This window comes from Tenacibaculum agarivorans, from assembly GCF_001936575.1.
In the GTDB taxonomy this organism is placed as follows: Bacteria; Bacteroidota; Bacteroidia; order Flavobacteriales; family Flavobacteriaceae; genus Polaribacter; species Polaribacter agarivorans.
The window spans coordinates 186,864-210,469 of sequence record NZ_MSMP01000005.1 but is presented as its reverse complement, the minus strand read 5'-3'; the positions used below and the strand labels follow the sequence as shown (position 1 = coordinate 210,469).

At 30.9% G+C, this 23,606-nt stretch carries 25 protein-coding genes; 14 read left to right on the top strand and 11 right to left on the bottom strand.

What is annotated here, in order from left to right; genetic code table 11:
• Positions 1 to 160 precede the first annotated feature (160 nt).
• The 3 genes from BVC87_RS05770 to BVC87_RS05760 all read left to right on the top strand — a co-directional run bounded on the left by BVC87_RS05770 (position 161) and on the right by BVC87_RS05760 (position 5,196).
• A complete protein-coding gene (locus BVC87_RS05770) occupies positions 161 to 3,346 on the top strand; it encodes a LodA/GoxA family CTQ-dependent oxidase (protein ID WP_075341408.1) in 3,186 nt (1,061 codons plus the stop codon).
• Between the two features lie 190 nt (positions 3,347 to 3,536).
• Positions 3,537 to 4,676: a tryptophan 7-halogenase gene (locus BVC87_RS05765; RefSeq protein WP_075341407.1), complete on the top strand. Its 1,140-nt coding sequence runs from the start codon at positions 3,537 to 3,539 to the stop codon at positions 4,674 to 4,676.
• A gap of 46 nt (positions 4,677 to 4,722) precedes the next feature.
• Positions 4,723 to 5,196 (top strand): nucleoside deaminase, encoded by a 474-nt coding sequence (locus BVC87_RS05760; protein WP_075341406.1) that lies wholly within the window; start codon positions 4,723 to 4,725, stop codon positions 5,194 to 5,196.
• 6 nt (positions 5,197 to 5,202) lie between these two features.
• Here the strand turns inward: BVC87_RS05760 and BVC87_RS05755 are convergent, their stop codons facing one another.
• From BVC87_RS05755 to BVC87_RS05745, 3 genes are all read right to left on the bottom strand, one after another.
• Positions 5,203 to 5,598, bottom strand: coding sequence for a hypothetical protein (locus BVC87_RS05755; RefSeq protein WP_075341405.1), 396 nt, complete (start codon positions 5,596 to 5,598; stop codon positions 5,203 to 5,205).
• A gap of 481 nt (positions 5,599 to 6,079) precedes the next feature.
• Positions 6,080 to 6,589, bottom strand: a complete 510-nt coding sequence (locus tag BVC87_RS05750; protein WP_075341404.1) for a DinB family protein — start codon at positions 6,587 to 6,589, stop codon at positions 6,080 to 6,082.
• 33 nt (positions 6,590 to 6,622) lie between these two features.
• Positions 6,623 to 7,054, bottom strand: coding sequence for a DUF3995 domain-containing protein (locus BVC87_RS05745; protein WP_075341403.1), 432 nt, complete (start codon positions 7,052 to 7,054; stop codon positions 6,623 to 6,625).
• Positions 7,055 to 7,099: 45 nt separating this feature from the next.
• Between BVC87_RS05745 and hutI the strand changes: the two genes are divergently transcribed.
• The gene (gene hutI / locus BVC87_RS05740; protein WP_075341402.1) at positions 7,100 to 8,344 is read left to right on the top strand and encodes an imidazolonepropionase; all 1,245 of its coding nucleotides are present in this window, start codon (positions 7,100 to 7,102) and stop codon (positions 8,342 to 8,344) included.
• Positions 8,345 to 8,354: 10 nt separating this feature from the next.
• Entirely contained in the window at positions 8,355 to 9,533 is a 1,179-nt protein-coding gene (locus BVC87_RS05735; protein ID WP_075341401.1) for an MFS transporter, read from the top strand.
• Here the strand turns inward: BVC87_RS05735 and BVC87_RS05730 are convergent.
• Genes BVC87_RS05730 through BVC87_RS05695 form a run of 8 tightly spaced genes read right to left on the bottom strand, consistent with a single transcriptional unit; the run spans position 9,514 to position 13,755 of the window.
• Positions 9,514 to 10,269 (bottom strand): LytR/AlgR family response regulator transcription factor, encoded by a 756-nt coding sequence (locus tag BVC87_RS05730; RefSeq protein ID WP_075341400.1) that lies wholly within the window; start codon positions 10,267 to 10,269, stop codon positions 9,514 to 9,516. The genes BVC87_RS05735 and BVC87_RS05730 overlap by 20 nt on opposite strands.
• Positions 10,270 to 10,295: 26 nt before the next feature.
• Positions 10,296 to 10,652: a 2TM domain-containing protein gene (locus BVC87_RS05725; protein WP_075341399.1), complete on the bottom strand. Its 357-nt coding sequence runs from the start codon at positions 10,650 to 10,652 to the stop codon at positions 10,296 to 10,298.
• 8 nt (positions 10,653 to 10,660) lie between these two features.
• The gene (locus BVC87_RS05720; RefSeq protein ID WP_075341398.1) at positions 10,661 to 11,011 is read right to left on the bottom strand and encodes a 2TM domain-containing protein; all 351 of its coding nucleotides are present in this window, start codon (positions 11,009 to 11,011) and stop codon (positions 10,661 to 10,663) included.
• Between the two features lie 4 nt (positions 11,012 to 11,015).
• Positions 11,016 to 11,360, bottom strand: a complete 345-nt coding sequence (locus tag BVC87_RS05715) for a 2TM domain-containing protein (protein WP_075341397.1) — start codon at positions 11,358 to 11,360, stop codon at positions 11,016 to 11,018.
• A 5-nt stretch (positions 11,361 to 11,365) separates the two neighbouring features.
• Entirely contained in the window at positions 11,366 to 11,644 is a 279-nt protein-coding gene (locus BVC87_RS05710) for a 2TM domain-containing protein (RefSeq protein ID WP_075341396.1), read from the bottom strand.
• Positions 11,634 to 11,930 carry a 2TM domain-containing protein gene (locus tag BVC87_RS05705; RefSeq protein WP_075341395.1) on the bottom strand — a complete coding sequence of 99 codons (297 nt, stop codon included), beginning with the start codon at positions 11,928 to 11,930 and terminating at the stop codon, positions 11,634 to 11,636. The genes BVC87_RS05710 and BVC87_RS05705 overlap by 11 nt, the downstream gene beginning before the upstream one ends.
• 5 nt (positions 11,931 to 11,935) lie before the next feature.
• Positions 11,936 to 13,291 (bottom strand): 2TM domain-containing protein, encoded by a 1,356-nt coding sequence (locus tag BVC87_RS05700; RefSeq protein ID WP_075341394.1) that lies wholly within the window; start codon positions 13,289 to 13,291, stop codon positions 11,936 to 11,938.
• A gap of 47 nt (positions 13,292 to 13,338) precedes the next feature.
• On the bottom strand, positions 13,339 to 13,755 hold the full coding sequence (locus BVC87_RS05695; protein ID WP_075341393.1) for a DUF2141 domain-containing protein: 417 nt from the start codon (positions 13,753 to 13,755) through the stop codon (positions 13,339 to 13,341).
• Between the two features lie 720 nt (positions 13,756 to 14,475).
• Here BVC87_RS05695 and BVC87_RS05690 point away from each other — a divergent pair.
• From BVC87_RS05690 to argH, 9 genes are all read left to right on the top strand, one after another.
• The gene (locus tag BVC87_RS05690) at positions 14,476 to 15,096 is read left to right on the top strand and encodes a GNAT family N-acetyltransferase (RefSeq protein ID WP_075341392.1); all 621 of its coding nucleotides are present in this window, start codon (positions 14,476 to 14,478) and stop codon (positions 15,094 to 15,096) included.
• 91 nt (positions 15,097 to 15,187) lie between these two features.
• On the top strand, positions 15,188 to 16,375 hold the full coding sequence (gene argG / locus BVC87_RS05685; RefSeq protein WP_075341391.1) for an argininosuccinate synthase: 1,188 nt from the start codon (positions 15,188 to 15,190) through the stop codon (positions 16,373 to 16,375).
• Positions 16,368 to 17,345, top strand: coding sequence for an N-acetyl-gamma-glutamyl-phosphate reductase (gene argC, locus BVC87_RS05680; protein ID WP_075341390.1), 978 nt, complete (start codon positions 16,368 to 16,370; stop codon positions 17,343 to 17,345). Before argG ends, argC begins: the two co-directional genes overlap by 8 nt.
• 14 nt (positions 17,346 to 17,359) lie before the next feature.
• Positions 17,360 to 18,160, top strand: coding sequence for a pyrroline-5-carboxylate reductase (proC, locus tag BVC87_RS05675; protein WP_075341389.1), 801 nt, complete (start codon positions 17,360 to 17,362; stop codon positions 18,158 to 18,160).
• Positions 18,157 to 19,305 (top strand): aspartate aminotransferase family protein, encoded by a 1,149-nt coding sequence (locus BVC87_RS05670; RefSeq protein WP_075341388.1) that lies wholly within the window; start codon positions 18,157 to 18,159, stop codon positions 19,303 to 19,305. The genes proC and BVC87_RS05670 overlap by 4 nt, the downstream gene beginning before the upstream one ends.
• Positions 19,306 to 19,405: 100 nt before the next feature.
• Positions 19,406 to 20,347, top strand: coding sequence for a Rossmann-fold NAD(P)-binding domain-containing protein (locus BVC87_RS05665; protein WP_075341387.1), 942 nt, complete (start codon positions 19,406 to 19,408; stop codon positions 20,345 to 20,347).
• 88 nt (positions 20,348 to 20,435) lie between these two features.
• A complete protein-coding gene (gene argB, locus BVC87_RS05660) occupies positions 20,436 to 21,212 on the top strand; it encodes an acetylglutamate kinase (RefSeq protein WP_200799163.1) in 777 nt (258 codons plus the stop codon).
• Complete coding sequence (locus BVC87_RS05655) at positions 21,191 to 22,282, top strand: M20 family metallo-hydrolase (protein WP_234974640.1); 1,092 nt, start codon at positions 21,191 to 21,193, stop codon at positions 22,280 to 22,282. The genes argB and BVC87_RS05655 overlap by 22 nt, the downstream gene beginning before the upstream one ends.
• Before the next feature lie 32 nt (positions 22,283 to 22,314).
• A complete protein-coding gene (gene argH / locus BVC87_RS05650) occupies positions 22,315 to 23,586 on the top strand; it encodes an argininosuccinate lyase (protein ID WP_075341384.1) in 1,272 nt (423 codons plus the stop codon).
• The last annotated feature ends 20 nt before the right edge of the window (positions 23,587 to 23,606 follow it).

Genomic DNA, 23,606 nt, shown 5'->3' with positions numbered 1-23,606 from the left:
AAGAGATATTTAAAAGAGTTAACTAACATTTTCTCTTTACACTTAAAAAAGACTCATTTATTACTCAAAATACTACGTTCGGGGATTATTCCTGAGGAAAATACCCCGTTAATTTTTATTTTTAATACATAGTTAATCTCAAAAATAAAACAACAAATCAATGGAAAAACCTCAAAATGATAAGTCATCACCATGCTGGAACTGTGATGGTGATATTGAAATCGTTACAAACCGTCTGAAAGAGATGTTTGTAGAAATGGGACAAAAAACTAGAATTGAAAGAGGACAACAACCTGCAGAAAGAGCTGTATTTAGAAAACAACATGGAATTGCTTATGGTAATTTCGTAATCAATAAGGATATTCAAGAGCGATTTAAGTTAGGAATATTTGCTGGAGATTCTTACGAATGTGCTGTTCGATTTTCTAGTGATACCACTCCTACTTCCCCTGATTTACATTCAACTTTAGGTGTTGGATTAAAACTTTTTGGTGTAGATGGTGAAAATATTTTAGATGGAGGGACAAATGCTGATTTTATCATGCAAAACATTGATCGTTTTTTTGCTAGAGATGCTCAACAAATGTGTAGCTTCACTACTGCTGGTGTTATCGATAGGGATTATGATTCTTACATAGAAAAACATCCTGAATTAGCTGCTATTTTACAAGCTATGACAAAAGAGGAAGCTAGTGTTTTAAGTGCTAGCTACTGGGCTATACTTCCTTTTAAATTAGGAGACGAGCAAATTGTAAAATATCGTTTAGTCCCTGAAAAGACGTATAAAGGAACGCCTTTTAATGAAAATGATTATTTAAAAATTGATCTTGAAAGACGTTTGTTAAAAGAAGAAGCTACTTTCAGGTTTGAAATCCAGTTACGTACAAATCCAAAAACTATGCCTATAGACAACGCTCAAGTAGTCTGGAGTACTGAAGAGAGTCCGTATATATGTATTGCAAAACTACATTTACCTCAACAAAATGTGGCAAGTATAGGTCAGGCAGAATTTGGAAGTAATTTAGCCTTTAATATCTGGAGAACCTTATCAGAACATGAGCCATTGGGTTCTATTGCTGAAGTAAGAAAAGTAGTGTATGCGGCTAGTGCTGAAGCTCGTCATCAAGCTAATGGTGAACTACTAGAAGAGCCTAAAGAAAGAAATCCACAGTTTGAAGGAAACACAGATGAAGATGATGATTGTATCGTTACCGCAGGCATTTACCCACCTATTGGAATTATGCGTGTCGGAAATAGTCAAAATGAATATTTTGTAGGTCCTTTAGTAGATGAGCCTATTGCACACGAAGATCCTTATGCATACAGAGATGAAGTTGGTGCTTTAAAAAGACAAGCTGCACAATTTAGAATATACGGGTTTAACGCAGCTGGTAGAGCTGTAAAAGAATTAACCGCTGAAAATGCTAATATCACTTGGCATTGTCACTTAGCAAATCAAAAAGCTTCTTGGTATCAATTTCAATTAGCTTTAGATATTCCTGAAGCTGCTGATGCCCCTCCATCATTTTTAAGAAATATTAATGTACCTAATCGTGAATCGTTATTAATAGATGGTGGTGCACAATCTATTTCTGGAACTAATGTAGAGGATGGACCAGGCTTTGAAGGTGAGTTTTTATCTAAAAAAGTATATTTAGGTGAAATGCGAACTGATGAAAAGGGAAGATTAATTATGTTAGGAGGCCATGGAAAATCGGAAAATATAGATGGGGATATTGCCATAACTTTTGCAAACAATGAAGGTTGGTATGATGACACTTCTGATGGACCAATCACTGCTGAAGTTGAATATAACGGAACAAAGTTAAAAGTAGCTCCTGCTTGGGTAGTATGCGCCCCACCGGATTATGCACCAATGCAAAAATCAGTAAGAACAATGTGGGATTTAATGCGAAGTGTAGCTGTAAAATCGGGAATGTTAACCAGACCACAAAGACCATCTTTCACTAAAGATATATTACCAATTTTCCAACGTATGACAGATTTACAATGGGTAAATGCTGGATTTGCTGGAGCTTTTGGTTGGGGTGGTCAATTCAACTATACATCAAAAGAATGGATTAAAAAATTAGGTAATCCATCTCCTGCTTTTCTTGAAATGAGAAGAACTATTTCAAATAATTTTAGAAGAATTGATGTTACTGGTGCAGAAGCGCCTCAATTATGGCCTTGGTTATATGGAGATGCCATTAGTATTCCCTCAACAGGTTCAGTACGTCAGCATGCAACTTTATCTGAATTACAATTGGAGTTTTTAGATCAATGGGTTACTGGAGACTTTGATGCTGATTATATGGATACTGAAGGTTGTCCTTTTCATGCTGAACCAAAGAAAATAGATGATTTACCTATTCATGAGCAACCAAATATGTTAACTAAAGCTGCTATGGATTTCTGTTTAGCAGATGCTTTTCATCCTGGATGTGAAATGACTTGGCCAATGCGATCTTCTGGTATGTATATGGAAGCTTTTAGGGTAAAACATGCAAAAGCTACGCCTCCTGTAAATAATATCTACTACGGTCCTACCATGAATAGTGATACCTTAACTCTAGCGAAAGGTCCTATTTTAGGCGGACAAGTAGCTGGTGGAATTACACGTTGGATGGCTATTCCTTGGCAAACTGATACAGCAAGTTGTAGAGATGGTTACACTACTACTTACGATCCATACTTACCTACATTTTGGCCTGCAAGAGTTCCAAATAACATTTTAAATGAAAAACGTTACGATCAAACTATTGATCAAAATCTAGCAGAAGAAACACGTATGGAAGCTTTTGCAGATAGAGCAGATTGGTTAGCTGATCTTCCTTTAGATGGCGCAGCACCAAATTACACCAACCAAATTAATAGCATGGTCAAGTATTTTGATAAATTAGCTGTAGTTCAAAAACGCCCTGGTGTATTAAATGATCCTAATTTCCCAAAAGAAATGCAAGTTGGTATCACTCCTACTCCAGCTCAAGAAGAAGCTTTATTGAAAGCAACATTAGAAGATTTAGCTGAAATTTTAGATGTAGGAACTTTAAATGATGCAACTAAAGACATTTTAACTACTGCTGTAGATAAGTTATCGCACAAAGATTTATTAAATGAAGAGCTACTATTAGAAAGTGCTAAAGGTGAATTATTAACATTAGTTGAAGATGAAATAACTAAAGATTTTGCTCCAACAGCAAATGTTATAAATACAGTAAATTTAATTGCTTCTAAGCTACATAATATCAGTAAAACAAAATCTCATCAATCATTACCTCAGAAAAAGACAGAGGTTGGTATTCCAGAGAAAATGACACGTTTCTCAAGGTTCATTCCGAAATAAAATAAACCACCATAGACTAAAAGTACTATAATTTTGTTACGACTGAAAATCATTTTTTAATATCAATTTTTGCTTTTAGCTCTTGGCTATTAGCTAAGGGCTAATTGCAAATAGCACTAGACAATAGTTGCAAAAACTGAAAATCAAATGCATTAAAGTACATAGTTTTAACTATTCTTGAGACCAAGAAATGATATCAAAACATACTACAGAAATATTAATTTTAGGTGGTGGCATTGCAGGTTGCATTGCCGCCATTGCTTTATCAGATACTTATAAAGTTACTTTAGTAGATAAACTAGAGCATCCTATTGATAAAGTGGGAGAATCATTAGCTCCAGCTACACAACGAATTTTTAATGTTTTAGGCTTGTCTTTAAAAGATCTAGAATATGATAATATATATCTTGATAATCTAGGTATGCAATCGTATTGGGGAAGTGAACAGGTACAAATTGTAGATCATTTAAGAAACCCTGATGGACTGTCAAAAAGTGTTGATCGTAAGAAGTTAGCATGTTATTTAAGAAGAAAAGCTGAGGAAAAAGGTATTTCTTGTTTTTGGGGTTTCCGCTTGTATAGTAATTCGTATTTAGAAAAAACATGGGAAGTAACTTGTAAAAATGACGATAAAAAGAATCGTAAAACTATAGTTTTTTCTACAAATTTTGTAATTGATGCTACGGGAAGAAATGCTCATTTTGCAAAAAGTATTGGGATTAAAAGAACTACTCATGATGCATTGATTTCATGCTGGATTACACTTCCAAATACCGATAAAAATACAATGAGCTCCATCATAAGTGATGAATTTGGATGGTGGTATAGTGCGGTAATTCCAAATAAGAAACGAGTAATATCATACCAAACAGATGCTGATATATTTGATAAAAGTACCTTTAAAAATTACCATTCTTTTTGTAAGCTTCTAGAAACAAATTCAACTATAAGAAAATACGTACATAACAAAGAAAATCAGATTGAATTTCATGGAGTAGTTAGCGCTAATTCTACTAAATTAAATTTAGCTTCAGGAAAACAATGGATTGCTTTGGGTGATGCAGCTTTAAGTTTTGATCCTTTATCTTCACAAGGAATGTTTAATGCCATGGCTAATGCTATGCAAGTAAGTGAGCTATTACGAAAATTTAATATTGCTAAGTCATATAATAGTGAAAAGATGGAAAAATTCTCCAATATATATACTTCACAAATAGAATCTATTTGGGAGCATTATATAAAACACAAGAACTTATTTTATAGTGCAGAATCTCGTTGGAAAAAGGCTACATTTTGGAATAGAAGACAACAAAAAGCTATACTATCGTAATAATCTATTATTTTTACTCTCCTTTTTATATCTTTAAAATAAAAACATGAGCACACACGAAGAATATATGAGTGAAGCAGTAAAAGCTGCTTTAAGAGGAATGCAAAACAATGAAGGTGGTCCGTTTGGATGTATTATTGTTAAAGATGGAGAAATTGTTGGACGCGGCAATAATAAAGTTACCTCAACTAATGATCCTACAGCCCATGCTGAAGTTACTGCTATTAGAGATGCTTGTAAAAATTTGGGTTCTTTCCAATTAGAAGGGTGTATTATCTATACTTCTTGTGAACCTTGCCCAATGTGTTTAGGAGCAATTTATTGGGCTCGTCCTGATAAGGTGTATTATGGTAGTAGTCAGAGTGATGCTGCAAATATTGGTTTTGATGATGAATTTATTTACAAAGAAATCCCGTTGCCTTATCATAAAAGAAGTATTCCTTTTGAACAAATAGGTAGAGATATAGCCTTAGAACCTTTTAATAAATGGTCTGAAAAAGACGATAAAATCAAATACTAAACAATTTCAATCTCGTTGTTTTTTTACAAAATCTGTAGCTAAACGAAGGTCTGTAAAGTAATTAGTAGGGTCAGTTTCTTGCTCTATACTCAACATAATACATAGCTGATCCAACAGCTTAGGAGAAACATAAAAAGCTATATTTTTTACTCCTATTTCATGTACTTTAATTTTTATTTCTTCAAACCACTCATAAATTGCTGGAGGTATTTGATAAGAAAAATTAGTTTGCTTCCATAGCACAGATTTAGGCTTTTCTTTCTTTATACAAGAAAGAGCTATTGGTAAAACTGTTTGGTAATCTCTAACGGTAAAGTCACTCATATACTGCCAGTCATGTATTAAGATATTATCTTCCATGGTAACAGTAAGTGCTTTAGACTTATGTATTTGTCTTGTCATATGCTGTATGTAAAAACTTTGGTAGGAAATTAGGGGAAAACTAAGTAATTACGATACATATCAAATGTAAAACACTTTTTTAACAAAAACAAAAACTTATTCTTAAAAAAGTAAAAAAAACTGTATTAAAACACAAAAACACTATCGAAAAACAAATCAAAAATCTAATTTATATTATTTTCAACAAAAACGTAAAAACAATCAGGCCAACATTTAAGTACATTTTTTCTTTTCAATCAAAAATTAGCCACTACGATATTGATTAGTAATTAAAGTGTCACATATTCAAAATTATCAATTAAACTTTAATTTCAATGTGTATTTTGTGTTAACAAAAACTTTTTTTGTGTTATATTTTTTTAAAAAAATTAGCCAAATTTGAATTGAAAACTTATTAAACTTAAAGTAGTTAGTTCTATTTATATAAATTCTAACTACTAATATTAAAACACTTCACACTTCAGGGGTGTTTTAATAGTTTTTAGCATAAATATTTATCTCTTATTACTTGCAAATGGTGCTTTTGATGTCCAGCTATTACTGTACCTAAAGCTCTTACAGATATCTTATTTCCTGATCCAACTCCTATTTTTACGAGATCATCTTGACTAAAACTTTTGAATAATTGAATTGTTCCTTTACGAAGCAGATTCATTTCATCTAGTAAATCAGAATATTCTCTTTGTTGGGCTATAGAATTTTCTACAAACAAATCTTGATCAAAACCAGGCAAATCTGTTTTATCGTTTCTTGCAAAACATAATGCTCTATAACAAAACACACGTTCAGAATCTATTAAGTGCTGTATCAACTCTTTAATTGTCCATTTTCCAGATGCATAAGCAAAGTTTTCTTTTTCTTTAGGCACTTGTCTTAATGTAGACTCAAAATCATCTTGTACATCTTGTAAATTATCAATTACCGATTTATTAGAATCTATCAATTCAATAAATGGATTAAAATATGGAACATATTCAGTAGTAGGTATCATTATTTAAATATTATTTTTCAAATCTAAATGTAATTAATTTTCTATGACTAAAAGTAAAATTCCTGATAATCCCAAAAACAAACATAAAGGAGAAAAATATTGAGAATCTTTACGCGCAAATTTTGTATTCTTTATACGTTTAAAAAACCCAACATAATTGAATTCTCCTATACTCCTTAATATAAATACACTTGAAAAAGTTAACAATAGGTATTTTTTAACATTATTTTCTATTGGTATTAAATTACCATGAAAAAAAGCGTCTAAATAAACCAATCCTACACATAATAATATTACGGCAACAAAACTAGTTATTAACGGTTTAGGTCTTATTATTTTATCCGTATTTTCCTTAGTAGGTATAACACTATCTAACCCATAAGTTCCTCCATATGCCCAATAAAAATGAAAAAATGAAATAATAATTAACATGCTAGCTGAGATGATTCCTAGAAAAATTGTCATTTTGATCTTCTTTTTGTTTAAGTTTGTCTAAGATAAAGATCCCTTATGATAACTTTGTTGATAAATATCAAAGAATTAATTCAGGTCAGAGAAAAAAGTGTAAAAAAAGTTATAGGCAAAGAAATGCAAAAATTGCCTACACTAAAAAATGCTTTTTTAGCTATTGATAATGGTGAAATTATAAATTATGGAGTTATGGATGATATACCTTCATATTCTGCTGCCATGTTGATAGATTGTAAAGATAAATTTGTTTTTCCAACTTGGTGTGATAGTCATACTCACATTGTTTATGCTGGCCATAGAGCACAAGAATATGTAAATAGAATTAATGGTTCTTATAATGAAAATATGAACCGTAGTGATATTATTTTAAATTGTGCTAATGAACTTCAAGATTGCTGTGAAAATATGTTGTATGAGCAATCTAAGGATAGATTGGATGAAGTAATAGGTTTAGGAACTGGAGCTATTGAAATTAAATCAGGATATGGTTTAAATGCACAAGCTGAATTAAAAATATTACGTGTCATTAAAAAATTAAGAGAGAATTATTGTATTCCTATAAAAGCTACATTTTTAGGGGCTAATGTACTACCTAATGAGTATAAAAATAATAGAGAAGCTTATGTTGATGAAATAATTAATGAAATGCTTCCTAGAGTTGTGGAAGAAAATTTAGCTGAATTTGTAGATGTTGTTTGTGAAGAAGGTCATTTTTCTGTTGATGAAACGGAAAAAATTATGACTGCGGCTAAAATTAATGGATTACAAACTAAAGTCCATGTAAATCAATATACATCTATTGGCGGTATACAAGCTAGTGTAAAACATAATGCTATATCCGTTGATCATCTAGAAACGCTAACTAAAGAAGACATTCATGCTTTACAAGGTTCTAATACCATGCCAGTTGCACTTCCTTCTTTTTCTTATTTCTTAAATCATTCTTACACGCCTGCTAGAGAAATAATTGATAATAATTTGCCTTTAGCTTTAGCTACAAATTATAATGCAGATTCAACACCTTCTGGAAACATGAATTTTGTAATTTCAAATGCTTGTTTAAAAATGAAGATGACACCTGAAGAAGCAATAAATGCAGCTACATTAAATGGTGCGTATGCTATGAATTTAGCGGATGAAGTTGGTTCAATTACTAAAGGTAAAAAGGCTAATTTTTTTATTACCAAAAAAATACCTTCTTATGACTATATACCCTACAGTTTTGGACCAAGTTTAATAGATTCCGTGTATATAAATGGCAGGAAACATGAGCAGCTAACGTAATTTCTAAGTATTGAAAACTTCTAGATTTTTATTATTTAGCATTATTATCGCACAATTTTTATGTACATCATTATGGTTTGCTGGTAATAGTGTTATTGATGACTTAATTGTAGTTTTCAATCTTAATAAAAATTCATTAACTAACTTAACTTCTGCTGTTCAATTTGGTTTTATTGTCGGTACTTTACTTTTTGCTTTACTAAATATTGCAGACCGATTCTCTCCATCAAAAGTATTCTGTATTAGTGCTATTTTAGGAAGTCTATTCAATTTAGGTATTAGTCATAGTGGTAATACTTTTTTTAGTTTGTTAATTCTAAGGTTTTTTACAGGTGTTTTTTTGGCAGGAATTTATCCTGTAGGAATGAAAATTGCTGCGGATCATTTTGATCAAAAGTTAGGTAAATCCTTAGGTTATTTAGTAGGCGCATTGGTTCTTGGTACTGCTTTTCCTCATTTACTTTCAATATTTACTGCTTCTTTTCCTTGGAGATCTGTTATCTACAGTACTTCTACTCTAGCAATTTTAGGTGGCTTCATCATTTTATTTTATGTACCAGATGGACCGTACAGAAAAAAAAGTACTACTATGCAACTTTCAGCTGTAGTCAATGTCTTTAAAAATAACAAATTTCGTTCTGTTGCTTTTGGATACTTTGGACATATGTGGGAATTGTACACATTTTGGGCATTTGTACCAGTTATTCTAAAATTATATACTGAATCACATCAATCAGATGTAAACATCTCTCTTTGGTCTTTCATTATCATAGCCATTGGAGGTTTGGCGTGTATTTTGGGTGGATATTTATCTTTACGACGGGCAGAAAAAAAAATAGCAACACTGGCTTTATCTATTTCTGGATTATGCTGTGTACTTTCTCCTATGGCTTTTCAATTAAATGAAATTACCTTTCTACTTTTTTTATTAATATGGGGTAGTACAGTAATTATGGACTCACCCCTCTTCTCTACTCTAGTTGCAAAAAATGCAAATCCTCAAATTAAAGGAACTGCGTTAACGATAGTTAATTGCATAGGCTATTCATTAACAATTTTAAGTATTCAAACTATTAGTTTACTATCTAATTATACTAGCCACCAATATTTATTTATTTTTTTAGCAATTGGTCCTATATTAGGATTACTCGCTTTACACAAAAAATTTACTAATCAATCCAGTTCTTAAAATCCTTTACCCGTTCTCTACTTACAATGATTTCCTGTTCATTATATGAATGTAATATCAATTTTAATCTTGAATTGGTATATGAAATAATATCTTTAATAGCGTTGATATGAACGATATAAGTTCTATTTACTCTGAAGAATTGTTCTGGATTTAAATGATCTAACCAATGCTCTAAAGAGTGATCTATTAAATAATTTCTATTTTCATTTGTATGGATATATGTCGCTTTATTTTCTGAATACAAACATTCTATATTATCTGTATGTATAATCTTAATATGCTGACCAATCTTTATTGTAAAACGTTTTTTGTACTTCCTATCAATTGGATTAATCAATAGTTTTCTAATTTCATCAATATTTACTTGTAAAGTACTCTGTTCAGGTTGTTGCTCTTTGTATTTGTCAACTGCAACTTTTAATTCTTCATCATCAATAGGTTTTAAAAGATAATCTATTGAATTCAATTTAAATGCCTTTAGCGCGTACTCATCATAAGCCGTAGTAAAAATAATAGCTGACTTTACAGGAATCTCTTCAAATATTTCAAAGGATAAACCATCCGATAATTGAATATCTAAAAAGATTAAATCAGGATGTTCGTTAGCTTGAAACCAATTTAGCGCTTCTTCTACCGAATGTAACATTGTATTTACTTCAATATCTAGTGCTGCTAACATCCTATTGAGTCGTCTAGCTGCTGGTTTTTCATCCTCTATAATAAGTACATTCATTTTGTATACTGTATTGGTAAAATTAGTTAACTCAAATATTTTTTCGCTTGTTTTTTATCCTCTTTCATTATACGCTCAATTTTTTTATTTTCCCATCGCTCACCAAAAAGTAATGGAACTGAAAATACATGAATAGCATTAAGTAATAAGAAAATTCCCCAAACTAACCATAATGGAAAAATTTTAGGATGATCAAAGTTACTCCATAAATTACTAATTTTATATCCTCTGAAAATATGAATATTTATCTCTGAAATGTTAGACGTTAACGCGAACACAATATTCACTATTATAAAAGCAGTTAGATGATCATAAAATTTTTTTAATGTACTTACCTTATTTTGAATTCTTTTTTTCTTTTTTTCTTCTAAATGTAACGTCATAATAGTAATTATTTAATCTGTAATAATTCTTTCCTTTTTTGCTCGCTTTCTAAGATTTTTTTAGTTTGTCTTTCTTCCCAATCTTTACCTAGGAACAAGTTAGGTCCGAATATTCGTAAAGCTAATATTGCTAAACCAATTCCCCAGAAAAACCAAACAGCAAAAGTTCCAAAATCAAAAAAAGCTTCTTCAAAAGACTCTCCATTTAGTATATTCCTTCTTATTTTCATGGTAGAAATAAAAATATTAATGACAAAATACATGACTAGATGTATATAAAAGTGCTTTAACTCATCTACTTTTTTCTTTGCTCTAGCGTATTCGTATGCGTGTTCTTTATTATAATTTTCTGTAAACATATTCTTATTTATTTAATCTTATTTGACTTCTTTGTTTATCCTTTTGCATTAATTCTTGAATCTTGCGTTCTTCCCAATTTTTAGACATTAAGTTACCAAACCCAAATACACCTAACCAGTGAAAGAAAACACCAATTCCCCAAAATAACCAAGTAGAGTACACTCCAAAATTACTTAATGCTTCACCCAATGAATCTCCTTCATCAGCTGTTAATCCAACTATAATCACTGCACTTAAAAAGATATTTACTAATATATATGCTACAAAGTGTGAATAAAATCCTTTAATGTCTTTAACTCTTTTTTTTGCCTTTATGTATCGTTGTTCTTCTATAAAATTATTTTCCATCTTACTTACTTTTTACTCATTAATTCTTGGATTTTACGCTCCTCCCAATCTTTACCAAAAAGTCTGTCACTAAACGTAACAAATGCATGAATTCCGATAGCTACTCCCCAACCTAATACAGAAAACCAAAACCAATGAAACTGTGGTACAAATATTAAATTAGTAGCTACTATAATTGGTGTATTTAATATGTAAAGTGCAAGATGTATGTAAAATCCTTTAATTTCTTTTACTTTTTTCTTTGCTTTTAGATAACGTTGTTCCTCTATATAATTATTTTCCATTTCTATACTCTTTTTCCATTAGTTCTTTAATTTTACGTTCTTCCCAATCTTCTCCTAGGAAAAGTTTATATCCTCCAAAAGTTTGAAGTCCATGAGAGGCTAAACCTATCCCCCAACCTAACATTGAAAACCAAAACCAATGAAATTGTGGTGTAAATTTTAGATTTACAAATATTAATGTTGGTACTACAATACAATAGACTAATAAATGTCCATAAAATTCTTTTATCTGTTTTACTTTTTTTTGAGCTCTTAAATACCTCAATTCTTCTCTATCGTTTCTCATAGTTCTTAAAATTTATCTTTATCCATTAATTCTCTAATCTTACGTTCTTCCCAATCTTTTCCTAAGAAAATATTGTAGTTATATGCTTCTAACCCGTGAAATAATACGCCTATACCCCAACCTATAATTGGAAAGTAAAACCAGTGAAATTGTGGTGAAAAACGAAGATTTATAAATATAAATACAGGAACAAAAATTAAATATGTTACCAAGTTTTGATAAAACTCTTTCATTTTTTCTACTTTCTCTACTGCCTTTATGTAGCTATTATTTTCAAAATTATCTGTTATTTTCATCATGTCTTTTGTTTTAGATAACAGTGGTAAACTCACTGTAAATGTTTTATTATTATTTTCTACAAGTACTTCCTCATTAGATATGAGTCCATACCTATCTGCAATATTTTGCAGCCCTACTTTAGTACTTTTTTTACCAATTGCCTCTTTTGGATTCACATTATTTTGAATTTTTAAAAATCCTCTCTCTTCAAAAATTGAAATTTTTAAAGGCCTAGAACTAGAAACTACGTTGTGTTTTACAGCATTCTCCAAAAGTAATTGTAATGATAATGGTACTATTTTTAAGTCTGTATTACTTACTTCTGTTGGTATTTCAAACTCTAAAGCATCTTCAAAACGCATTTGCAATAATTCCATATAGGTTTTAGCAAATTGTAGTTCTTCAGTAATTGGTATTAATTCTTTATTTCTTTGCTCTAAAACATATCTATATACCTTAGATAGTTTTGTTGTAAACTTTTCTGCTTGATTTGGATTCTCCCCTATTAACGACGTTAATACATTTAAACTATTGAATAAAAAATGTGGATCTATCTGACTCTTTAAAGTTTCAAACTTTGCCGTTTCTGTTTTTGCTACAATTTGTTGTTGTTTAGTCTCTTGAGTTGCTGCTTTTTTCCAGTTCAACATAAAATCACGGGCATGTAGAAAAGCTGACACCCCAAAAGAAAACTGGATCCAAAATAAATGTGTCCATATCATTCCCTTTTTAAAAAAATCCTCTGGAGGCATACCTTGTATTTTTACAAAAAGGATATAATTTATGGCCAGTATTGTGGGAACAGTATATAAAACAGTAAATAAAATCCCTGACCATATTCTTTGATTCGTTTCTTTAATCCAATCCCATTTATAACTTAAGTAATCGTTTACAACTCCTTGAATTAGTGCTAATACAAATGAATACATAGCAGACACTCCTATAGAGATCCATAATAATCTAGCTGTATAATGTCCACCTACTAGCCAAAAGAAGAAACCAAAAACAAAGGTTAGTTTTAAAGTATGCGTTAATTCTTTTTTAAAATATTTTACTGAGAAAAGCTTTTCTTTTGACTTCATTTTAGTGGATATGAATTATATAATATTTAGTTAAGTAAAACTATTAGTTATAACTTAATATCTAAAGATACGTCTTTATCTAAAATAGTAAATTTCGCATCATCATATCTTGGAGGCTCAAAATTCATTACATTATTAGAAGCTCCGTAAGCTTCCATTGGCATACCATTAGGTTCAAAATCCATCTTATTATTTCCATTTTTATCATGGTAACAAGTTACTGCGTATTCTCCTGTAGGTACATTTTCAAATACAATAGTTGTTTTACCATCCTTTATTTTACCCTCTTTAGCTTGTAGTGGTTCTTTTACCAAGAAGGTAGCTTTAGTAAACAACGCAAATTTAATGGTACCCTTATCAGAAGTGGCATTGACAACAGTTACAGTTATAGTTTGTTTTGTTTCTTGAGCTGATATGCTCGTTACTATTAACATCGAGATTAAAATTGTGGCTAAAGTTTTCATTTTATTTGTTTTAAAATTAATTACAAGTCAAAATTGCGACTAGATTCTCGTTTTTTAAACTAATAATTACCGAACTGTAAAATTTGTATGACGAACTGTTATTTTAATCCGCTTCTGTAACTATCACTTCATAAATAGTTCTAATTTATACTAGCGAATTAAGTTTATATATATAAAATAAATGATGTATTAAGTAATACTTATATTATTCTTACCATAGAGAAATAATAGATAAATTGGGTAACTCCATTTAGTGAAGCACGAATTTCCTAATTCGATTTCAACAAGCTAAATATCCATTTCAAAACTTAATTTTCGATTGAAAATCAACACTTAACCATTCAGTATTGTAAGATTCAAATATTAATTCTAAGTTATTTTTTAAAGAAATGTTTTTTGTTTTTATTTTTTTTATACATTAGCAGCATGCATAACAATAAGACAAATCAAATTTCTGTACGACGACCGCGTCCCATTCGACGTCGCTAGTCCACGTACCCAAGAATGAAATGAAATTTGAATCTTATTTTAACTCATAATGCAAACTATCAATACATCTTTCTTATCTAAAACAAAGTCTATCGAAACTGATAGAAGAGATTTTGTACGCCGCTTTTTCCCGCGCCCGTAAGGGGCTATTATACTTTACAGAACTTAGGTGAGTCCGGTTCTCTTTTCAAACTAACAAGACAAACAAAATAATAAAACATCTAAGAAATAATGGACATCATTATTGCTGATATATCACATAGTATTTACGCAGAACAAATTTGTACTACCATAGAAAATGCCGCTAAAATTAGAGGTACTGGTATTGCCAAAAGAAAACCTGAATATGTTATTTCTAAAATGAAAGAAGGTAATGCAGTAATAGCATTGGAAAATGGAAAATTCGCTGGATTTTGTTATATCGAATCGTGGAGTCACGGAAAATTTGTGGCTAATTCAGGTTTAATTGTACATCCAGATTATAGAGGTAAAGGATTATCAAAAAAAATAAAACAGAAAATTTTTGATCATTCAAGAACAAAATTTCCAAACGCTAAAATATTCAGTATTACTACTGGATTAGCGGTGATGAAATTGAATAGTAATTTAGGTTATAAACCTGTTACTTTCTCTGAATTAACAACCGACCAAACCTTTTGGAATGGATGTAAAACCTGTGTGAATTATGATGTTTTACAAAGGACAAGTCAACAAATGTGTTTATGCACTGGAATGTTATACGACCCAACAACGGAGAAAAACAATCAGCCTAAGAAAAAAATAAGGGAAAAAACCTTTACTAGGCTAAAAAGCATAAAGCAACATTTATTCTTAAAAAAAGAGAAAAAATGACAGTTCGTCATGCTGAACTTGTTTCAGTATCTCTTAATGAGATCCTGAAATGAATTCAGGGTGACATAATAGAGTTAATTAAAACAAAAAGATGAAAAAATTAGTCTTAGCCTACAGTGGCGGGTTAGATACCTCATATTGCGCAGTACATTTAACAAAAGATAAAAATTTTGAAGTACACGCTGTTAGTGTAAACACTGGTGGATTTACAACTAACGAAATAAAATCTATTGAAGAAAAGGCATATCAATTAGGAGTAAAAACTTACAAAAATATTGATGCTGTTAGTAATTACTATCAAAAAGTAATTAAGTTTTTAATTTTCGGTAATGTATTAAAAAATAACACCTATCCTCTATCTGTTAGTGCAGAAAGAATTGTACAAGCCATAGAAATTATCAATTACGCCAAGTCAATTGATGCAGAATATATTGCCCATGGTAGTACGGGTGCTGGTAATGATCAAGTACGTTTTGATTTGATATTTAACACACTTGCGCCTGAGATTAAAATCATTACACCTATTAGAGATCAAAAATTAAGCAGACAAGCGGAAATTGAATATTTACAAAGTTATGGTGTAGATTTAGCTTGGGAAAAGGCCAAATATTCTATTAATAAAGGTTTATGGGGCACAAGCGTTGGTGGAGATGAAACACTAACCTCTCACCTAGCCTTACCAGAAGAAGCTTATCCTTCACAGTTAGAAGAAACCTCAGAGTCTACGCTCAAAATTACTTTTGAAAATGGAGAACCTATTGCTCTAAACGATACAGTATATACTTCTGAAGTTGTTATAGAGAAATTGAATACTATGGCTTCTAAATACGCTATTGGAAGAGATATTCATGTAGGTGATACTATTTTAGGCATTAAAGGTAGAGTTGGTTTTGAAGCTGCGGCAGCCTTAATACTAATTAAAGCACACCATTTATTAGAAAAATACACATTAACTAAATGGCAACTACAACATAAAGATTATATCTCTAATTGGTATGGTACCCATTTGCATGAAGGATTGTATTTGGATCCTGTAATGAGAGACCTTGAAGCCATGTTAAGTAGTAGTCAGAAAAAAGTGAGTGGCGATGTATTTATAACCTTAAAACCCTATCATTTCATATTAAATGGTATTGAATCTGAGCATGATTTGCTGCAATCAAAATTTGGAAGCTATGGAGAGATGAATAATGCTTGGACAGCTGAAGACGCTAAAGGTTTTATAAACATATACGGAAATCAAACAAAAATCTATCAAAATACAAACGGTTATGATTAAAGCTGGAATTATAGGTGGTGCAGGATATACTGCTGGTGAATTAATTAGATTATTACTTCATCACAAAGAAGTTACTATAGATTTTGTATATAGTACTTCTAATGCTGGAAATAAAATCAGTGCAATACATCAAGATTTAGTAGGCGCTACAGAACAAAGTTTTACCAGTACAGTGAATCCAAATATAGATGTATTATTTTTATGTTTAGGTCATGGAAACTCAGGTAAATTTCTTTCTGAACATCAATTCTATAACCATACCAAAATCATTGATCTAAGCAATGAATTCCGATTAACTGATGATGCTGTTTTCCAAAGAAAGGAATTTGTATATGGTTTACCTGAAATCAATACAAAACAAATTCAAAATACTAGCTATATTGCTAATCCTGGTTGTTTTGCAACTGCAATTCAATTGGCTATCATTCCTCTGGCTAAGCATAAGTTAATCAAAAATGATATTCATGTTAATGCAGTAACCGGAGCTACAGGTGCTGGAACTAGTTTATCTAAAACTACACATTTTACTTGGAGAGATAATAACTTTTCTTATTATAAACCTTTTGTACACCAACATTTAGGTGAAATACATCAGACTATTAATAAACTTCAAGGAAAAAATGAACATAATGTACATTTTTTACCAAATAGAGGAAACTTCTCTAGAGGAATATTTGCTACCGTATATACAGAGTTTGAAGGAACTGAAAAAGAAGCTAAAGATATTTATACAAGTTTTTATAAAAATACTGCCTTTACTTTTATCAGTGATCAACCCTTACATTTAAAACAAGTTGTAAACACAAATAAGTGCTTAATTCATATCCATAAACATGAAAATCAACTCTTAATTACAAGTTGTATTGACAACTTATTGAAAGGAGCATCAGGACAAGCTGTTCAGAATATGAATTTACAGTTTGGATTTGAAGAAACAGAAGGTCTTCAATTAAAAGCTAACTATTTTTAAAAACAAACACTCTCATGAAAATAGCCATTATAGGAACAGGAAATTTAGGTAAGTCTATCGCTAAAGGACTCATTATAAACAATGCCATTACTACATTATATCTTACGAAAAGAAATCTTTCTGAAATACAAGAATTCGAAGGATATGGTAAAGTAACACTAACTACTGACAATATTGAAGCAGTTCAAAATTCTGATATTCTAATTTTTGCTGTTCAACCTAGACATTTTGAACAAATTCTAGAACAAATAAAGCACTTACTAACAGACAAGCATATATTAATTTCAACCATCACTGGTTTTTCTATTGAAAAAATTGAAGCTATTGTTGGTGCCAATCAATTTATCATAAGAGCCATGCCAAATACTGCTATTGCTGTCGGTAAATCGATGACTTGTTTATGTGCTAATACAAAAGGAAACGAACGTATTGAAGTTGCCAAAGCCATTTTTAATCGTTTAGGAAATTCCATGGCTATTTCTGAAAATTTAATGCAATCTGCAACCGTAGTGTGTGCTAGTGGAATTGCGTTTTGGATGCGATTGATTAGGGCAACTACACAAGCCGCTATTCAATTAGGATTTGATGCTAAAGAAGCACAAGAATTAGCCATGTATACTAGTGAAGGTGCTGCTAACTTATTAATTGAATCTGGAAATCATCCAGAAGAAGAAATAGATAGAGTAACAACTCCTAAAGGCTGCACTATTGAAGGTTTGAATGAAATGGAACATAAAGGATTAAGTTCCTCTCTTATTCAAGGTATGGTAGCTTCATTCAATAAAATTAATACGATAAAAAAAGAACAAATATGAGTTTATTTAATGTATATCCGTTATTCGACATTACTCCAGTAAAAGCTAAAGATGTTTATGTATATGATGAAAATAATACTCGATATTTAGATTTATACGGAGGTCATGCAGTAATTTCTATTGGACATTCGCATCCAACTTATGTCAATAAATTACAGGAACAATTGACTAATATAGGATTCTATAGTAATTCTATTCAGAATCCTTTACAAGTACAATTAGCTGAAAAGTTATGCGAAATGTCAAATTGTAATAACTACCAATTGTTTTTATGTAATTCTGGTGCTGAAGCTAATGAAAATGCATTAAAATTAGCTTCGTTTCATACTGGAAAAGCAAAGGTTATTGCGTTTAAAAATAGTTTTCATGGGAGAACTTCTGCCGCAGTAGTTGCTACCGATAATGCAAAAATTGTAGCTCCAATAAATGCACAACAAGATGTTGATTTTATTGAATATGGTGATTTGGTAAGTGTTGAAAAAAGCTTAGCTAATGGAGATGTTTGTGCAGTAATTACAGAAATTATTCAAGGTGTAGGTGGATTAGATGAAGCTACTACTGAATTCTACCAAAAGGTAAGCGACTTGTGTAAAAAATATAATACTTTATTTATTGCAGACGAAGTACAATCAGGATTTGGTAGAACAGGTGATTTTTTCGCTTTTCAAAAACATGGAATTGAACCAGATATTATTTCTATGGCTAAAGGTATGGGAAATGGTTTTCCTGTAGGTGGAATTTTAATTCATCCAAATATTAAAGCTTCTTTTGGCTTACTTGGAACCACTTTTGGAGGAAATCACTTAGCCTGTACAGCCTCATTAGCTGTTTTAGAAACCATAGCACAAGAAGATTTATTAACAAATGCTAAAAACGTTTCTGCTTATTTCATAGATAAAGTAGCAGAAATCCCTGAAATTAAAACCATAAAAGGTCGTGGATTAATGCTTGGATTAGAGTTTGACTTTCCAATAGCTGAATTACGAAAAGAATTGATTTACAATCATAAAATTTTCACTGGAAGCTCTAAAAATCCAAATCTATTACGGATTCTCCCTTCTCTTACCGTTCAAAAAGAACACGTAGCTATTTTTATTGATGCATTGAAAAAAGTATTAGAGAATGTCACTTCGAGCACTACTTGAAAACAAAAATTTTTGTTTGAAAGTATCTTGTGTAACAAGCGAGAAGTAAAAGAGCAAATTAATAATTAGGTCTTTGCTCGACCTGACAAAACGTATTACCATGAAAAAATATACAGATATACATGATATTAAAAATTTATCTCAAACTATAACAGAAGCTATTGCATTAAAAGCTTCTCCTTTTAAACATAAAACTTTAGGAACTAATAAAACCTTAGTCATGCTGTTTTTTAATGCAAGTCTAAGAACTAGGTTAAGCACAGAAAAAGCAGCTAAAAACTTGGGTATGGATGTTATTTGTCTACAAATTAGTAACTCTTGGAATTTAGAATTTGAAGATGGTACTATTATGAATCTATCCACTTCAGAACACATTAAAGAAGCTGCAAAAGTAATTGCACAATATGCTGATATTATTGCAGTAAGAGCTTTTCCTACTTTAAAAGATAGAGAAAAAGATTATGCAGAAATCATCATGAATAGCTTTACAAAGTATGCTAATGTTCCTGTAGTAAATTTAGAAAGCTCAACAGCACATCCATTACAAGCCTTAGCAGATGCTATAACTATTAATGAATTTGCAGCTACTAAAAAACCTAAAGTAGTATTATCTTGGGCACCACACCCTAAAGCATTACCACAATCCGTAGCCAATTCATTTGTGACTATGATGCAAGAATTACCTGTAGATTTTACGATTACACATCCCAAAGGATATGAATTAAACACTGATATTACTGGTGATGTTCACATAAATTATAATCAAGAAGAAGCTTGTAAAGATGCAGACTTTGTATATGTTAAAAATTGGAGTTCATATACTAACTATGGTGAAATTTTACATCAAGATGCTGATTGGATGATCACACAAGATAAATTGAATACAGCCAAATTTATGCATTGCTTGCCTGTAAGAAGAAACGTAGTTGTAGAAGATGCTGTATTAGATTCAGAAAATTCATTAGTTATTGATCAAGCTAATAATAGAACTTTTGCTGCACAAATAGTATTAAAACAAATTTTAGAGCAAATAGATTCTTAACTTATATGATTTAAGGTCTCGACTATACTCGACCTGACAAATGTCTCCTTGAGCGCAGTCGAAAGGTAATCAAATAGTATATATTTCAATGACGAATTTAAAAATCATAAAAATTGGCGGAAACGTAATCAATAACAAAAAACTTCTGAATGGGTTTTTAGACGATTTTGCACAATTAGCAGTTCCTAAAATTTTAGTCCATGGTGGTGGTAGATCTGCTTCTGAACTTTCCAAACAAATGGGTATAGCCCCTAAAATGATTAATGGAAGGCGAATTACAGATGCACAAACTCTAGATATTGTAACTATGGTATACAGTGGTAAAATCAATAAAAATATTGTCGCACAATTACAAGCGAGAAATTGTAATTCAATTGGCTTTTCTGGAGCAGATGGTAATAGTATTGTTGCTGTTAAGCGTCCTGTAAAAGAAATTGATTATGGTTTTGCTGGTGATATTGTTCAAGTAAACACAAGAGCTATAGATGTTTTGCTACAACATGAAATTACACCTATTTTTTGCGCAATTACACATGATGAAAATGGGCAATTATTAAATACCAATGCAGATACTATTGCTGCTGAACTAGCTATTGGTTTGTCTAAAAATTATAATGTATCACTTTATTATTGTTTCGAAAAAAATGGAGTATTGAAACATATTGAAGATGATGACTCTGTAATAGAAACCATAAATACTTCAATTTATGAAGACCTTAAAGAACAAAATATAATTCATGAAGGCATGCTACCTAAAATACATAATTGTTTACAAGCTATTCAAAAAGGCGTGACAAGTGTTCATATAGGAAACAACAAAATGCCTTTTAATAACCATATAAAATGTACAACATTTCAACTATAATGACACAACAAGAACTTACGTATAGTGCTATAGATTTACTCAAAAAACTGATTGAAACTCCTTCTTTTTCTTCCGAAGAAGACAAAACAGGAGATTTATTAGCATATTGGTGTGAAATTCATAATATAGATTATAAAAGAAATAACAATAATGTATGGGCAGTAAATAAATATTTTGACGAAAGTAAACCCACTATTTTATTGAACTCTCATCATGATACTGTATATCCTAATAATGGGTATACTAAAGATCCACATAAAGCCATAGTTGAAGATGGAAAATTATATGGCTTAGGAAGTAATGATGCTGGAGGTTGTTTAGTTTCTTTACTAGCTACGTTTAGTTACTTCTATCATCAAAAAAACTTAAAATATAATTTAGTCTTTGTAGGTTCTGCCGAAGAAGAAAGTAGCGGGCCTAATGGTTTAAATAGTATGCTTTCCATAATACCTAAAATTGATGTGGCTATTGTTGGTGAACCTACACAAATGCAATTAGCTATAGCCGAAAAAGGTTTAATTGTTTTCGATGGTAAAGTAAAAGGAACACCTAGTCATGCTGCACATCCAAATGACGATAATCCAATTTATAACACTATAGAAGTATTAGAATGGTTTAAAAATTATACGTTCAATAAAACTTCAGAAGTTTTGGGTGATGTAAAAATGACTGTCACACAAATTAACGCAGGAAAACAACATAACGCCGTACCTTCTGCCGTTGATTTAGTGGTTGATGTTCGAGTAAATGATAAATACACCAATCAAGAAATAGCAACTATTCTAGCAAAAGAAGCGCCTTGTGAAATGATACCAAGAAGTCTCCGATTAAATTCTTCATCTATAAATAAGAATCATGAAATTGTTAAAGCTGGAATTACTTTAGGAAGAGAAACCTATGGTTCTCCTACCTTATCAGATCAATCGGTATTGAGTTGTCAATCTGTAAAACTAGGACCTGGAGATAGTAAACGTTCACATACAGCAGACGAATACATTTATATTGATGAAATTAAAGAAGGAATCGATATTTATATTAAAATACTAACTACTGTGATCAGTGAACACTGATCAATGAACATTTATAATTGATAATTGAAATTATGAAACTCTGGAAAAAAGATTTTACATTAGATAAAACCATAGAAAATTTCACTGTTGGAAATGATAGAGAAATTGATCTTCATATTGCCAAATACGATATATTAGCCTCTAAAGCTCATGCAAAAATGCTGGCTTCAGTTGGTATCATCTCAACAAAAGAGGCAGAAACTTTAGTAGCTGCTTTAGATGAATTATTAGAACATGTTATAACCGGAAACTTTGAAATTGAAAATGATTTTGAAGATGTGCATTCTAAAATAGAATATGAGCTTACTAAAAAATTAGGTGATACAGGAAAAAAGATTCATACAGCAAGATCTAGAAATGATCAAGTTTTAGTGGCTTTACAATTGTATTATAAAAACGAATTACAAGTTATCATTGAAAAAGTGAAAGCACTTTTTCATACACTTATGGCACTTGCAGAACAATATAAAGAACAGTTATTGCCTGGATATACACATTTACAAGTTGCTATGCCTTCATCTTTTGGTTTGTGGTTTTCCGCCTATGCTGAAAGTTTAGTTGATGATATTGACGTATTAGCTGCTTCGTTAAAAATTGTAGATCAAAATCCTTTAGGTTCTGCCGCTGGGTATGGAAGTTCTTTTCCTATTGATAGAGATTTTACTACCAAAGAACTGAATTTTTCAACCTTGAAGTATAATGTAGTTGCAGCGCAAATGGCTAGAGGTAAAAACGAACGAATCATTTCAAGTTCTTTAGGAAACTTGGCCAATACTTTGAGTAAATTTTCAATGGACATCTGTTTATATATGAGTCAAAACTTTGGGTTCATTTCTTTTCCTGATGAATTAACTACAGGAAGTAGTATAATGCCGCATAAGAAGAACCCTGATGTTTTTGAACTTATTAGAGGGAAATGTAATCAAATTCAAGCTATACAAACAGAAATGCTATTATTAACCAATAATCTACCTAGTGGATACCACCGAGATTATCAATTATTAAAAGAAAATAGTATAAAAGCTATTGAAAACACAAAAACCATTGTAGATATTTTCACCTATGCTATCCAACAAATTATTGTAAAGGATATAGATATTAACGATGAAAAATATAAATATCTCTTTACAGTTGATAATATTAATACTTTGGTGACTGATGGAATGCCTTTTAGAGAAGCTTACCAGAAAATTAGTAGTGAAGTGGAACAAGGAACTTACATTCCTGATACTAGCAAAAAACATAGTCACATTGGAAGTATACATAATCTGTCTTTAGAAGAAATCAAAAGGAAAATTAGCTAATTATTTATAGTATTTTCATA

What these genes read in the sequence shown, in the direction of transcription:
- BVC87_RS05725 (WP_075341399.1), bottom strand. Translation starts at nt 10,652, where the DNA reads ATGACGTTACATTTAGAAGAAAAAAAGAAAAAAAGAATTCAAAATAAG.
- BVC87_RS05745 (WP_075341403.1), bottom strand. Translation starts at nt 7,054, where the DNA reads ATGACAATTTTTCTAGGAATCATCTCAGCTAGCATGTTAATTATTATT.
- BVC87_RS05720 (WP_075341398.1), bottom strand. Translation starts at nt 11,011, where the DNA reads ATGTTTACAGAAAATTATAATAAAGAACACGCATACGAATACGCTAGA.
- argH (WP_075341384.1), top strand. Translation starts at nt 22,315, where the DNA reads ATGAAACTCTGGAAAAAAGATTTTACATTAGATAAAACCATAGAAAAT.
- BVC87_RS05715 (WP_075341397.1), bottom strand. Translation starts at nt 11,360, where the DNA reads ATGGAAAATAATTTTATAGAAGAACAACGATACATAAAGGCAAAAAAA.
- BVC87_RS05700 (WP_075341394.1), bottom strand. Translation starts at nt 13,291, where the DNA reads ATGAAGTCAAAAGAAAAGCTTTTCTCAGTAAAATATTTTAAAAAAGAA.
- BVC87_RS05670 (WP_075341388.1), top strand. Translation starts at nt 18,157, where the DNA reads ATGAGTTTATTTAATGTATATCCGTTATTCGACATTACTCCAGTAAAA.
- BVC87_RS05665 (WP_075341387.1), top strand. Translation starts at nt 19,406, where the DNA reads ATGAAAAAATATACAGATATACATGATATTAAAAATTTATCTCAAACT.
- BVC87_RS05710 (WP_075341396.1), bottom strand. Translation starts at nt 11,644, where the DNA reads ATGGAAAATAATTATATAGAGGAACAACGTTATCTAAAAGCAAAGAAA.
- BVC87_RS05760 (WP_075341406.1), top strand. Translation starts at nt 4,723, where the DNA reads ATGAGCACACACGAAGAATATATGAGTGAAGCAGTAAAAGCTGCTTTA.
- BVC87_RS05750 (WP_075341404.1), bottom strand. Translation starts at nt 6,589, where the DNA reads ATGATACCTACTACTGAATATGTTCCATATTTTAATCCATTTATTGAA.
- hutI (WP_075341402.1), top strand. Translation starts at nt 7,100, where the DNA reads ATGATAACTTTGTTGATAAATATCAAAGAATTAATTCAGGTCAGAGAA.
- BVC87_RS05755 (WP_075341405.1), bottom strand. Translation starts at nt 5,598, where the DNA reads ATGACAAGACAAATACATAAGTCTAAAGCACTTACTGTTACCATGGAA.
- argG (WP_075341391.1), top strand. Translation starts at nt 15,188, where the DNA reads ATGAAAAAATTAGTCTTAGCCTACAGTGGCGGGTTAGATACCTCATAT.
- BVC87_RS05730 (WP_075341400.1), bottom strand. Translation starts at nt 10,269, where the DNA reads ATGAATGTACTTATTATAGAGGATGAAAAACCAGCAGCTAGACGACTC.
- BVC87_RS05705 (WP_075341395.1), bottom strand. Translation starts at nt 11,930, where the DNA reads ATGAGAAACGATAGAGAAGAATTGAGGTATTTAAGAGCTCAAAAAAAA.
- argC (WP_075341390.1), top strand. Translation starts at nt 16,368, where the DNA reads ATGATTAAAGCTGGAATTATAGGTGGTGCAGGATATACTGCTGGTGAA.
- BVC87_RS05695 (WP_075341393.1), bottom strand. Translation starts at nt 13,755, where the DNA reads ATGAAAACTTTAGCCACAATTTTAATCTCGATGTTAATAGTAACGAGC.
- argB (WP_200799163.1), top strand. Translation starts at nt 20,436, where the DNA reads ATGACGAATTTAAAAATCATAAAAATTGGCGGAAACGTAATCAATAAC.
- BVC87_RS05690 (WP_075341392.1), top strand. Translation starts at nt 14,476, where the DNA reads ATGGACATCATTATTGCTGATATATCACATAGTATTTACGCAGAACAA.
- BVC87_RS05765 (WP_075341407.1), top strand. Translation starts at nt 3,537, where the DNA reads ATGATATCAAAACATACTACAGAAATATTAATTTTAGGTGGTGGCATT.
- BVC87_RS05770 (WP_075341408.1), top strand. Translation starts at nt 161, where the DNA reads ATGGAAAAACCTCAAAATGATAAGTCATCACCATGCTGGAACTGTGAT.
- proC (WP_075341389.1), top strand. Translation starts at nt 17,360, where the DNA reads ATGAAAATAGCCATTATAGGAACAGGAAATTTAGGTAAGTCTATCGCT.
- BVC87_RS05655 (WP_234974640.1), top strand. Translation starts at nt 21,191, where the DNA reads ATGTACAACATTTCAACTATAATGACACAACAAGAACTTACGTATAGT.